The sequence below is a fragment of the Paenibacillus caui genome (assembly GCF_019904135.1).
GTDB classification, from domain to species: domain Bacteria; phylum Bacillota; class Bacilli; order Paenibacillales; family Paenibacillaceae; genus Fontibacillus; species Fontibacillus caui.
In genome coordinates, this window is the sequence record NZ_JAIOGQ010000007.1 from 49906 (window position 1) to 62167 (window position 12262).

General features: G+C 51.4%; 11 protein-coding genes. 4 read left to right on the forward strand and 7 right to left on the reverse strand.

The window, feature by feature from the left end:
• Positions 1-267: 267 nt before the first annotated feature.
• Complete coding sequence (locus K7397_RS05915; RefSeq protein WP_223067028.1) at positions 268-879, forward strand: superoxide dismutase; 612 nt, start codon at positions 268-270, stop codon at positions 877-879.
• A 230-nt stretch (positions 880-1109) separates the two neighbouring features.
• Here K7397_RS05915 and mutY read toward each other — a convergent pair whose 3' ends face one another.
• Positions 1110-2291, reverse strand: a complete 1182-nt coding sequence (gene mutY, locus K7397_RS05920; RefSeq protein WP_223067116.1) for an A/G-specific adenine glycosylase — start codon at positions 2289-2291, stop codon at positions 1110-1112.
• Between the two features lie 33 nt (positions 2292-2324).
• Complete coding sequence (gene acpS, locus K7397_RS05925) at positions 2325-2720, reverse strand: holo-ACP synthase (RefSeq protein ID WP_223067029.1); 396 nt, start codon at positions 2718-2720, stop codon at positions 2325-2327.
• A gap of 188 nt (positions 2721-2908) precedes the next feature.
• Between acpS and K7397_RS05930 the strand changes: the two genes are divergently transcribed.
• Together K7397_RS05930 and K7397_RS05935 are read left to right on the forward strand one after the other, a co-directional pair.
• Entirely contained in the window at positions 2909-3724 is an 816-nt protein-coding gene (locus tag K7397_RS05930) for an alpha/beta hydrolase family protein (RefSeq protein ID WP_223067030.1), read from the forward strand.
• 91 nt (positions 3725-3815) lie between these two features.
• Entirely contained in the window at positions 3816-4727 is a 912-nt protein-coding gene (locus K7397_RS05935; RefSeq protein ID WP_223067031.1) for an AraC family transcriptional regulator, read from the forward strand.
• Positions 4728-4976: 249 nt separating this feature from the next.
• Here the strand turns inward: K7397_RS05935 and K7397_RS05940 are convergent, their stop codons facing one another.
• The 4 genes from K7397_RS05940 to K7397_RS05955 all read right to left on the reverse strand — a co-directional run bounded on the left by K7397_RS05940 (position 4977) and on the right by K7397_RS05955 (position 9517).
• Positions 4977-5879, reverse strand: coding sequence for a DUF2268 domain-containing putative Zn-dependent protease (locus K7397_RS05940; protein ID WP_223067117.1), 903 nt, complete (start codon positions 5877-5879; stop codon positions 4977-4979).
• 412 nt (positions 5880-6291) lie between these two features.
• Positions 6292-7101: an ammonia-dependent NAD(+) synthetase gene (nadE, locus tag K7397_RS05945; RefSeq protein WP_223067032.1), complete on the reverse strand. Its 810-nt coding sequence runs from the start codon at positions 7099-7101 to the stop codon at positions 6292-6294.
• A 145-nt stretch (positions 7102-7246) separates the two neighbouring features.
• Positions 7247-7681, reverse strand: a complete 435-nt coding sequence (locus K7397_RS05950; protein ID WP_223067033.1) for a BrxA/BrxB family bacilliredoxin — start codon at positions 7679-7681, stop codon at positions 7247-7249.
• Positions 7682-7810: 129 nt separating this feature from the next.
• A complete protein-coding gene (locus K7397_RS05955; protein WP_223067034.1) occupies positions 7811-9517 on the reverse strand; it encodes a two-component system sensor histidine kinase NtrB in 1707 nt (568 codons plus the stop codon).
• A gap of 131 nt (positions 9518-9648) precedes the next feature.
• Between K7397_RS05955 and K7397_RS05960 the strand changes: the two genes are divergently transcribed.
• The gene (locus K7397_RS05960; RefSeq protein WP_223067035.1) at positions 9649-10926 is read left to right on the forward strand and encodes a BaiN/RdsA family NAD(P)/FAD-dependent oxidoreductase; all 1278 of its coding nucleotides are present in this window, start codon (positions 9649-9651) and stop codon (positions 10924-10926) included.
• A gap of 13 nt (positions 10927-10939) precedes the next feature.
• On the opposite strand, the gene K7397_RS05965 is transcribed toward K7397_RS05960, so the two are convergent.
• Positions 10940-12253, reverse strand: a complete 1314-nt coding sequence (locus tag K7397_RS05965) for an ABC transporter permease (protein ID WP_223067036.1) — start codon at positions 12251-12253, stop codon at positions 10940-10942.
• Positions 12254-12262: the final 9 nt, after the last annotated feature.

Consider the following 12262-nt stretch of genomic DNA (forward strand, 5'->3'; position numbering starts at 1 on the left):
GAAAGCGCTTCATATAAAACGGTTACATTTTATGTTTTTGTTAACATTCTATTAAACCCTAAAAATGAATGGCATTGATACTTTTACATCACATTTACAGGAATTTAATATGAATTTGTTAGCCCATGATTTTAATCTGCCAAAAAAGGGTAATATACTAGAGGCTATTTTTCCGCGGGAATAAGCGGCCCCTCTTCAGGCGATACTGAAATGCGGTAAGTCTGTCAGAGAATGACGGGTAGATTAAAAGATCAGGAGGTATTCACTATGGCTTATGAATTACCGGCTTTACCTTATCCGGCAAACGCGCTTGAGCCTCATATTGATGAGCAAACGATGATTATTCACCACGATCGCCATCACAATACGTATGTAACCAACTTGAACGCCGCGCTGGACAGCGCCCCTGAACTGCAGGGCAAAAGCGTGGAGGATCTGATCTCCAATCTCGGCACCGTTCCGGAAAACATTCGGACGGCGGTACGCAACAATGGCGGCGGACATGCCAACCATTCCCTGTTCTGGACCGTGATTGGACCAAACGGCGGGGGTACGCCGAGCGGCGAAGTATCCGCAGCGATCGACAGTGATCTTGGCGGATTCGACAAATTCAAGGAAGAGTTCACCAAGGCGGCAACGACCCGCTTCGGCAGCGGTTGGGCCTGGCTCGTAGTCGGCAAAGACGGCAAGCTGGCCGTAACGAGCACGCCGAACCAGGACAGCCCGCTCATGGAAGGACTGACCCCGATCCTTGGCCTTGACGTTTGGGAACACGCCTACTATTTGAAATATCAGAACAAACGTCCTGATTACATTGCCGCCTTCTGGAACGTGATCAATTGGGACGAAGTCAACAAGCGCTACACGGCTGCGCGTTAATCAGCTCTGTCCATATAGGCAGAAGGATCTGCCCCAATAGCTTAATTCCAACCATAATAAAGCACCTTCATCTCCACTTTGCTCGTGGAATTGAAGGTGCTTTGGCGTATAATTTTGGACTCTTTCCTGCCTCCGAACAATTCGTGACGGCCCCTGCTGTTTCTGTTCTTCAGGACTCTTCAGCTTTCTGGTTCTCTTCTTCCTGCAAATATCACCCGGGTAACCTGCGCTTATCCCCTGTCCAGCTCATCAAAATAACGGTTCAGGATGCGCAGGAACACGTTGGGAAAGGCCAGCTCCGCCATATCCTCGCGCGTAATCCAGCGAGTTTCGGGGGGCGACTCCGCCGGGGCGGGGAGCCCGCCCGCTTCATAGGCCGCGCTTGCTTCCGCGGCCATCAGCCCTCTGGAAGCATCCATGGCTTCAGCCTGCCGGAACCTGAACACTCTCAGGTTCCAGTGAATATGGCTGAAGGTATGCTCCGCTTCCATAAAGGGCTGCATGGGGCGTGCCGGCGTTCCCTCGGCCGCCAGCCAATGCGCGAGCCGGTCCATGGCCGGCTCGTCCGGCAGCCCCGCACCGTCTCCGGGCTGCCCGTCTGCCGCCGGGACATGGGGCAGCTCCCACATGCGGGCCAGCAGCCCGGAGGCTCCGCGGCGGCGCACCAGGACGCGCCCCGAGTTGCCGCCTGCGCCCTCGACTAGAGCCGCCAGGCGGTATTCCGGCCGCGGCGGCTTCGCCTTCGTCTTGACCGGCAGCCGTTCTTCTGCGCCGGCAAGCCTGCCCTGGCAATGCTCCATAACAGGGCAGGTCAGGCAGTGCGGCGACTTCGGCGTGCATACGAGAGCGCCGAGCTCCATCAGCGCCTGATTGAAATCGGATGCCCGGCCTTCCGGGATCAGTCTTGCCGCCAGCACCTCCATGCGCGTCCGTGTGGCCGGCTTCATAATATCGTCCTCAATGAGAAAATAACGCGACAGCACCCGCATGACATTGCCATCCACCGCTGGCTCCGGCTGCCCGAAAGCGATGCTCAGGATGGCCCCTGCCGTATAAGGACCTACGCCCTTCAATGCGGATACGGAAGCTTTGTCATCCGGAACCTTGCCGCCATGCCGCTCTGCTACCTGCTTGGCCGCCTGCTGCAAATTCCGCGCCCGCGAGTAATAGCCGAGGCCTTCCCAGCACTTGAGGACCTCCTCCTCCGGCGCTTCAGCCAAATCCGCGATAGTCGGGAAACGCTCAATGAATCTGTGGAAATAAGGGATCACTGTATCGACCCGGGTCTGCTGCAGCATAATTTCCGATACCCAGATATAATAAGGATCGCGGTGCCTGCGCCAGGGCAAGTCCCGTTTGGAGCCCTCATACCAGACAAGCAGCTCCCTGCTGAAAAAACGCTCTATATTCATATCAGACACTTTGGTTCTCTCTCCTTCTGTTTATCACGCCTGCTCTTTCTCTACAATGCAAAAAGCCGACGCCAGGCTGCGCTCATGCGTAATGCTGAGATGAACGGAAATCCCCCGGCCTCCCTGCATTCCGAGCCGTTCCCAGGCCTGTGCGCTAATGCTTGCGTGCGGCTTGCCCCATTCATCAGGCAATATTTCAATATCGCCAAAGCCGAGCTGTCGCCCGATTCCGCAGCCAAACGCCTTTGAAATCGCCTCTTTGGCCGCAAAGCGCCCTGCGGCAAACTCCGCCGGCCTGGCGTTCAGCCCGGGCAGCGCCGCTTCAGCCGCAGTCAATATCCGCTGCAGGAATCGAGCGCCCGTCCGGCTGGCCAGAATTTTGTTCATACGGTCAATCTCTACCACATCATGTCCGATTCCGTGAATCAATTTGCCCTCTTCCTTCCTGCTTAGCCCGCTTCCTAAAAAGGCCACTCTTGAAACCTATGATTCATTGTAGCAGGGACAGGTTCCGTATGCGACCCTCTGAAGTCCGTATGCTATAATTAACCATTATGGAGAAATGTACAGGATCGTATTCGGCTTAATAATAAAGATCAAGGAGTGTGCTGCCCTCTATGCCTACTGATTTCATTCTCCCGCTTAAAGGAAACAACCTGCTCAGATGTACCCGGTTCCAAGCGAGCGGCAAGGCGGAAAGCCTGATTCTCATCGCCCATGGCTACAAAGGCTTTAAAGACTGGGGCATGTTCCCTTATGCCGCCGGAAAGCTAAGCGGGAAGCACGAAGTCGTTACCTTCAACTTTTCGCATAACGGGATCGGCGACAACCCGCAGCAGTTTACGGAGCTCGACAAATTTGCCGTCAATACCTATGAGCAGGAGCAGCAGGACCTGGATGCGCTCGTTTCGTTCCTGCGCAAAGATCCGGAGTTAAGCGGACTGCCCCTGTTTCTGATCGGCCACAGCCGGGGAGCGGGAACGAGCCTCGTTTACGCGCTCGACCATCCGGACCTCATAGCAGGCGTGATCTCCTGGAATGGCGTGGCGGGCCTTGATCTGTTCACCCCGGAGCAGAAGCAGGAAATGCGCGAGCAAGGCATCAGCTACGTCAAGAACGCAAGGACCGGGCAGGACATGCCGCTGAAGCGGATTATTCTGGACGATCTGGAGCGGCAAAGGGAGCGTTATGACATTGTCGGGCGGCTCCGCGCTTCCTCTTTCCCCGTGGCGCTAATCCAGGGAACGAACGACGGCAAATATCTGCAGGAGGGCTCGGCCCGGATTGTGGCGGCAAGACCGGACATTCCGTGGATCCGGATCGAAGGCGGCAACCACACGTTCAATACGGTGCATCCATTTGGAGGAACAAGCACGCAGCTGGAGCAGGCGATTCAAGCATCTCTGGATTTTATTGACAAGCACCTGTCTTGATTACGTGATCTCTCTTCATAAGCAAGAAACGTCAAGAAGCTCCTCGCCAAACCATCTATACTTGATATCAGACCGGTCTCGGAGGAAGTTCATGAACAATATGCTGACGATTCAGAACGTTATCGACTACATTGAGGAGCATCTGGCAGAGGAGCTGACGCTCGCTAACCTTGCGAAAAGGGCTCATTATTCCGAATACCATTTTCACCGCCTGTTTCAGTATTTTACAGGCAATACCGTCATGTCGTACATTCGAAACAGACGGCTTAGCGCTGCGGCCGTGCTTATTTCCGGCACGGACCGCAAAGTGCTGGACATCGCCCTGGAATGCGGGTTTCGGAATCATGAAACGTTCTCCCGCAGCTTTCGCAAGGCGTTCGGCATCATGCCTTCGGAATTGCGCAAGAACGTCGCACTGCCTCTGCTCACTACCAAAATCAATCTAGCAGCGGCCTTATACGAAGGTTCGCAATCTTGCGATTGGAGAGATGAGAAGATGAATTACAAATTGGTGACTTTGCCTAAGATCAGAATGATTGGATACCGTCTTGACACGACAACGGATAACGGCCGAAACCGGGAGGAGATTCCGGCTTTCTGGCAGCATTATATCAAGAACCGTCTGTGGGAAAATGTTCCGGGCAAGCTTCGTCCCGATGTGGAACTCGGCGTCTGCACCACAACCGCCGAGGATGGAACCTTTGGCTACATAATCGGCTTCGAGGTTAACGCAAGCGCTCCAGTACCTGATGGGCTTGTGGAATATCATATCCCGGAAACGGAATATGCGGTTTTCACAACTCCGGGGGCAAGTGAGGAGCAGTTCCCCTCATCCATCCAACGTACTTGGGACTATATATTCAGCGAATGGTTTCCCGGCTCGGGCTATGAGCATGCCGAGGCTTCAGAGATTGAATGGTATGATGAGCGCTGCATGAATGATGACAACAAGCGGATGGATATTTATGTCCCGGTCCGCCGAAGCGGCAGCACGGTCCAATAAACCATCCGCCACCATATGCGGAGCCCGTCAATAGGCATCGCAAATACTGTTAATGCGCAGGGCAGAAACGGAAAATCGTCTTTTACAACGGTCGCATCCGTTTCTGCTTGTTTTTCATAAAATAGCCCCACAAACTAAGGCTTTTTCTTTGAGGTGGATTCAGGTACTTTGCTTCGGAACCCGGATGCAGCTTAATAAAAAAGTTGGATCATATTTAAAATCCTTATTCAACCAAAGCACTTGTTCGATTCAAGAAGTAAACAAACCAGATCCTTTAATAATCTCATCACTAGGAATCAATGTGGCTTCATATATCGTTTTATTATGCTTTTTCATGAAAGACTGAACAACTTCATAACCTACTGCATAACCAGCACAAAAAGATAGACCTACAGGTTGATAACCCTCTAGTTTGGCAATCTCATCACCAAACATATAGCTGCTTACCTCAGCAAATCCTTTTATATCTAATGCTTCTCCAACAACATGGATCGAATATTCTAAGTCGTCCTTATCCATACTGGTCACCCAAGGTCCAAGCTGTTCTGCACCATACAGCTCTTTCGCAAATGAATCAGCTAGACCTTCTATAACTAGATAATCACCCACTGTTACGTTCCCATGATCCCAATCAAAATAAGAAAAACGAATATTGTGATGGAATTCATGAGCAATGACAGCAGGAATTTTTGGTACATTATAATCATTCGGATAAATATTTACTGTAATAAACCCCGGAATACCGCCAAATCCTGTATATCCCTTCTGAAGTTCCAATTGATCTGGATTGGCAACATATAGCCCAAACTTTATTTCATCAGCTTTCACTTTCAAACCTGATTTATTAGCACTTTCTATACAGTTTTTGATCGTTTTCTCTGCTATCACATAGACGTTCTGATTTTTTAAATCGTTTAGCCCTTGTCGGATTTGCTCATCGTTAGATATATCCGCATAACCTAACATTTTCGTAGCCATTAAAACGTCATAACCATTTTCTTGTTTAGCTTTTATAGGCACATTTAATAAATTCCACATTTCCTTAAATGGCGTCATCATTATATAACGAAAATAATTATTCCTTTCTTCTAAATCCATAATAGAAAGTAATTCTTCATATTGATCAAATGTATCTATCAATCTGTAGCTCATACTCATTTTAATCATCTCTTTCGCAAATATTTGCTATTATATTTTTCGAGTAACTTTATATTTATTGTAAGATTCTCTTCAGAGTCAGTTCTTTCAGTTATAACCTGTTATTTTTGCAGCGAGGATTTGCACAAGTCCGGTCATTCTGTAAACTTCTCCCGTTGTAAACAGCGCCATTCACCTCCATATTAAAAAGTTAAAGTATTACGCTGCGTTAAAGTCAAATAGAAATTCATACTTATTCTTGATTGCTAGTGAAATAAGAAAAACCGATATCTCTTTTATACATAGGAGATTTCGGTTCATCTTTTTTTTAAAACTTATTTTGTTAAAAAAAGAGCCGCCCCGCGATTCTAACGAATCTCCAGGCTGCTCTTATTTCTTTAGGGTATGAAGAACAGGTTTTGCTTTGTTAAATGCCCGGGATTACATTCCGCTTGTGTTCGGTCCGGTTATAAAGGCTTTCGAGAATTTCCTTGGCCTTCGGATTGATGTCCTTGCCTTCGAGATAATCGCTATTGTCCTCGTAGGTGACGCCAAGCTCGCCTTCATCGGTCTGGCCTTCCCACAGTCCGGCTGTCGGAGCTTTATCCAGAATTTCCTGAGGTACGCCTACATGGGCGGCAATCTGGCGGACTTGGCGCTTGTTCAGCGAGCTGAGCGGCGTAATGTCAACCGCGCCATCGCCCCATTTCGTATAGAAGCCGGTCAGCGCTTCGGAAGCATGGTCGGTACCGACGACGAGCAGGTTCAGTTCAAAAGCCAAAGCATACTGGGTAACCATACGCGTACGCGCCTTGATGTTGCCTTTGCCCTGATGCGACATGTGCCGCGGCTGTCCGATCTTTTTGAGGCCGTGCTCCGCCTCAAGCGCAATTTCGTCCACCGCTTCCTGGATATTGGTCTCTACCACATGCTGCAGATTGAATGTTTTGGCAACGGCATAGCTGTGCTCGATATCCGCCTGCTCCCCGTAAGGCTGAAACACGCCAAGCGTGATATATTCCTGCCCGGTCTCCTGTGTCAGCTCATCGGTAGCCTGTTTGCACAAGAAGGTCGTTACCGCACTGTCAATCCCGCCGCTAATGGCGATCAGCAAACCTTTCGTATGGGAGAGTCTTACGTACTCCTTCAAAAAATCAACGCGTTTTCGCACTTCTGCTGCCGGATCAATACTCGGCTTAACTCCAAGCTTTTCAATAATTTCCTGCTGCAAACTCATTTAGCGCTCACTCCTTATCCGGATTCATATTAAAAATTCATACGGGCTTCATCTGCCTCCTGCCGGTTATGTATAGCTGAACGCCCCGCGGCCGCGGGAAGAACCGGCTGGCAGCAGGGCGCTTGTCGGAAATGCTTCAGGTGTATTAACGGCAGAACCGGTCGAATGCGCCTGTAAGATCGGCTGCGATTTCTTCTGCTGAACGATTCTCAATCTGATGGCGTTCAATGAAATGAACCAGCTCGCCATCCTTCATGAGTGCGATCGACGGAGAAGACGGAGGGTACGGCGCAAAATATTCACGCGCTTTCGCCGTAGCTTCTTTATCCTGACCTGCAAATACGGTAAACAGGTGGTCAGGAGTAACCTCATGCTGCAGCGCCTCCGCTACGCCCGGACGGCATTGTCCTGCCGCGCATCCGCATACCGAGTTAACAACGACCAAAGCGGTTCCTTTCGCGGAAGGAAGCTTATCCTCCACTTCTTCAGCGGTGCGAAGCTCTTCCACACCAAGGCGGGTCAGTTCATCCCTCATGGGTTGAACCATATCTCTCATATATTGATCAAAAGACATTGCCACTTCAAAATTCACTCCTTATCCTGGCGATTTGACAACTTCAAACGGCACAGTCAGTCATGCCGATTCTATTTCATTATACCGTCATAAAGGAGGAAATCAACTACTGCGGGCGGCCAGCCGCCGAATAAACTAGGTTCCCCCTGCCGGTTCAGGGAATAGAACCGTAAACGTCGTTCCGACGCCTATTTCCGAAGCTACGCTGACTTTTCCGTTATGGCGCTCCACAATGCTTTTGCACATTGCAAGACCAAGCCCGGTTCCTTTAACCTTCGTTGTATAAAAGGGCTGAAACAGACTGTCCCATTTCCCGGCCGGAATCCCGGGACCCGTATCGGTAACGAGCAGCTCCACGCCGGCAGGCACCTTCCTTGTTTCCAGCGTCAGCAATCCTTTCTCTTCCATCGCCTCCATTGCATTTCGGCACAGGTTAAGAATCAGCTGCTTGATCTCTTTCGGATTAAGCTCCAGCTGCGGGATGTGTTCGTCCAGCTTCACCTCGATGCTCTGTCCTCTTAGATTCGCATCGGCCCAAAGCAGCGGCGTAAGCTCTCTTACAATATCCTCCAGCGAGGTTCTTTCCTTACGGACCGGACGATTCTGCGCCAGGGAAAGAAAGTCATTAATAATGCTGTTTGCCCGGTCCAATTCTTCCAGGACAATCCGGTAATAATGATCAAGCGAAGCCGGGCTCTTCTCCCTCATCAGCTGTAAAAATCCCCGGACAACAGCCATCGGATTGCGGATTTCATGGGTAATCCCTGCCGCCATCTGGCCGACAAGGCTCAGACGGTCTACATTGCTTAGCTCGAGACGCAGCGTTTCAAGTTCCGTCATATCCTGGACGATCGCCACCGCGCCGATCACTTCCCGGGAATGGCTTTTTATAATGGGGGAAATACTGGTAAAGAACATTTTGTCCTCATACTGGATCAGCTCGCTCAGGCTGTCTTTTCCCGCCAGAATGGAACGGATTCCGGCATTCAGATTCGCAATATCGATGTGAATGGAGTTCAGGACCGGCGCCAGCCGGTTACCAAGCAAATGACTCCTGATCGCATCCGGATGGTTCTGCCGGTACAGCTTCAGGAAAGTTTCGTTTACCATGGAAATGCAGCCTTCCCGGTCAAGCAAGATGACGGATAGCGGAGCGGCATCCATCATCTGCTGCATTTTCTCCTCCTCCCGGTAATATTTTCTCGACAGCGCTGCCACCTGAAGCCTGAACTTTCCCTTCTCCAATGCATCCTCGATCGTCTGAACAAGGACAAGACCGGTCAGAATCATGATCAGCGTATTCAGATATGCCGCAAGGATCAGAGAGGAATTGTTCTCGGTGCTCTGGGTATGTAAAATAAACGGTGACATTGTCGACAGCAGCGAGCCAATCAGCAGGAACAGGCTGAGCATGCCGGCCTTTCCCCTTCGGGACATCGTCTTGAAACGGCCCCCCGACAATAGCACAAGCGGACAAACCAGCAGTCCTGAATTTAATATAAAGCTTGTAAAAGAAAAGAAATCCGTGAAGGCATAACAGAGAAGCAACTGAAGGCCAGCCATCGCAACCGAATATCCGAATTTTTCATACAGCATGGCCGCAAAAAGAGGTATCATCCCATAAGACAAAGGAATAATTCCGTATAAATTCGTTGTGAACATGGAGGAGAGGATCATGCTTATCGCACAAGTTGCCGCCAGCGCAACCTGATAGCCCTTTCGCCTTTCCAAGCCTGTTTCCTGACGGAACAGGTTGCCCGCTCTCTCATAAACCAGCGGAAACATAAACGCCGGTGAAAGAGCGATCAGAACCAGAAACAGCACTTCCCGAACTGCGCTCAACAATATCCCTCCTTAGCGGGGACGTTTAGACGTATATTCAATTGAATTAAATCACAAGCGACAATATTTTACAATAATTCTTATTTAAAGAATATTGTAAAGTTTTCGTTTTTGGAACAGAAAGGATCGTTATGAAAAAATATGATGTAATCGTTGCAGGAGGAGGCCCTTCAGGACTTATGTCGGCCATTGGCGCGGCTTTGCAAGGCGCTTCCGTTGTTTTACTGGATAAAGGCAACAAGCTTGGCCGAAAGCTGGCCATTTCCGGCGGGGGTCGCTGCAATGTGACCAATTCCAAAGAAACGGACGAACTGATTCGCTATATTCCCGGGAACGGCCGTTTCCTCTATAGTTCTCTTAACCGTTTTGGAAGCAAGGAAATCATTGATTTCTTCCAGAGCCTGGGAATCGCGCTCAAAGAAGAAGACAACGGCCGCATGTTCCCGGTTTCGGACAAGGCAAAAACCGTTGTTGACGCCCTTGTCGGAAGGGCGGTCAAACTCGGTGTGGAGCTGAGGGTCAATTCCCCTGTCAAAGGATTGCGCAGTGGGCCGGGAGGCATTGAAGGCGTGGAGCTGGAGGATGGAAGCCGAATCGAAGCGCCCGCCGTTATCATCGCCACGGGCGGGCGATCCGTCCCGCATACGGGCTCAACCGGAGATGGCTACCCGTGGGCCAAAGCGTGCGGACATACGATTACCGAGCTTTATCCGACCGAAGTGCCCATTACGTCCAAAGAGCCTTTTATCACCAGCCGTGAACTGCAGGGTCTGTCGCTGCGCGACGTGGAGCTGGCGGTGCTGAACCCTAAAGGCAAGCAGGTTATTGCCCACCGCGGAGACATGATCTTCACCCACTTCGGCCTTTCCGGTCCCATTGCGCTCAGATGCAGCCAGTTTATCAGACAAGTCAGAAAGAAGCACGGCGGATCCGAGGTTACGATGGCGATCGACCTGTTTCCGGACCGTTCCAGGGACGAAGTTGAAGTCCTGCTGCGGCGGATGGCGCAGAACGAGCCTAAAAAAGCGCTGAAAAACGTGTTCAAGGGCACATTGCCGGAGCGAATGCTGCCCGTTCTGTTCAAGCAGGCCGGACTGCCCGCCGATACCACCTACGAGCATCTGCCCAAGGAGCCCTGGCTTTCATTTCTGGCGGCTTTGAAAAGCTTCCGCATCCAGGTGAACGGCACACGGCCGTTTGAAGAAGCATTCGTTACTGGCGGAGGGGTCAATCTGAAGGAGATCGCCCCCGGCACCATGCAGTCCAAATTGATGCCGGGCCTCTATTTCTGCGGGGAAATTCTTGATGTGCACGGCTATACCGGCGGATATAATATCACAGCCGCTTTCTCGACCGGATTTTCGGCAGGCTCGCATGCCGGACAGGCTGCGCGGCATTCAGCTCGTTAATCGCCAGCGGCCGCTAAACCCGCGGCTCTCCGGTTCCGGTTAGTGGGGGCGAAAGATGCTTTCGTCTCCCCTTCCAGCGGAGGTCGCCCAATATTTCCCATTTCCACGATCCAAGCCACCAGGCCAGCGGAAAACCTGCGGCAAAACCGCAGGCGATGCCCCACCAGACATGGGATAGAGCCCAGCCCAGACTAAGCGTCAGAATGGCTACTGAAGGAAGCAGAAGCAATCTCATGGCCGGGGAAGCAGACTTAAAAGCAAGAGCTTCATTCGGGGGAAGCAATGTCATAAACCTGTCTTCCATAAACCTCCGGCGCAGCCCGTTCATCCAATATCCAAGCAATATCACAAGACCTATAAATACGATGATATTCACCGGATAAGGAGGCAGCTGCAGCACCGCCGCGCCGGCGACGGTGTAAATGGCGTACATCCGCAGCATGGAGCGCTCGCGGATGATAGATTTTACTGCGGCTTCGGCTACGCGGAGCGAAGGAACGCGCGAATAAGGGAACAGCTTGTTCGAACGCCGCAGCAGCAGCGGTTTGCTGCTTGGCCGTTTCGGCTTGTCGACGGCTTGTGAGAGCAGCAGTGTCGTCAAGCGGGTCTTCTGCCGCAAATCCTCGTTGACATCGGCATAAAATGTGCCTTGCAGTCTGATCCGGAACACGGCCAAACCGGCTGCCGCTAAAGCAACCAGCAGGGCAGCTCCGGCCATTACAGCCGGGAACTCTTGTCCGGTGAGGATCAAGACGTTAAATCCGCTGAACAGGACCGCGTGGCTGAGCCCTTGGGCGACAACGCTCCGCCAGCCTGTCCATTTCACGCGGCTTAAGTGCAGAAGCAGCATATGTACTGTTCTGAAGACAAAAGCGACAGCGCACAGCAGAACGATCCCGGCTGCGCCCCATCCTTCGTTTCGGATCAGGAAAGGAGCCAGGAGCAGGCCGCCGATGGTCGTTAAAATCGCCAGTACTCCGAAGGAAGTGAGCATGCCGCGGAGCTTGATGCCTGTCATCCACCAGCCGTGTGTCCGCAGAAACAGAATGTCCGCCGCTTCTACGTGCAGGATAAGTCCGCGAATCGTCGTGAACAAAAACAACAGGCTCGCAGCGGTGCCGACCGAAAAGAAGCTTAAGACCTCCGGCAAAGCTTCCGTCCATAAACCGTAATAGAGCCTGCCGAGAAGCAGCAAGCCCGGAATGAGAATATAAAGGGCGATTGTCAGATCTACTACGCTGCGGATTGCCTTGTACTGCTGGCGCCAGTAATCCCGCCGGCGCTTTCTGTACAAAGCACCGGGACTGCTTAAGATATTTTTCCCCATTGTTACCAA

What these genes read in the sequence shown, in the direction of transcription:
- nadE (WP_223067032.1), bottom strand. Translation starts at nt 7,101, where the DNA reads ATGAGTTTGCAGCAGGAAATTATTGAAAAGCTTGGAGTTAAGCCGAGT.
- K7397_RS05940 (WP_223067117.1), bottom strand. Translation starts at nt 5,879, where the DNA reads ATGAGCTACAGATTGATAGATACATTTGATCAATATGAAGAATTACTT.
- mutY (WP_223067116.1), bottom strand. Translation starts at nt 2,291, where the DNA reads ATGAATATAGAGCGTTTTTTCAGCAGGGAGCTGCTTGTCTGGTATGAG.
- K7397_RS05935 (WP_223067031.1), top strand. Translation starts at nt 3,816, where the DNA reads ATGAACAATATGCTGACGATTCAGAACGTTATCGACTACATTGAGGAG.
- K7397_RS05960 (WP_223067035.1), top strand. Translation starts at nt 9,649, where the DNA reads ATGAAAAAATATGATGTAATCGTTGCAGGAGGAGGCCCTTCAGGACTT.
- K7397_RS05915 (WP_223067028.1), top strand. Translation starts at nt 268, where the DNA reads ATGGCTTATGAATTACCGGCTTTACCTTATCCGGCAAACGCGCTTGAG.
- K7397_RS05965 (WP_223067036.1), bottom strand. Translation starts at nt 12,253, where the DNA reads ATGGGGAAAAATATCTTAAGCAGTCCCGGTGCTTTGTACAGAAAGCGC.
- K7397_RS05930 (WP_223067030.1), top strand. Translation starts at nt 2,909, where the DNA reads ATGCCTACTGATTTCATTCTCCCGCTTAAAGGAAACAACCTGCTCAGA.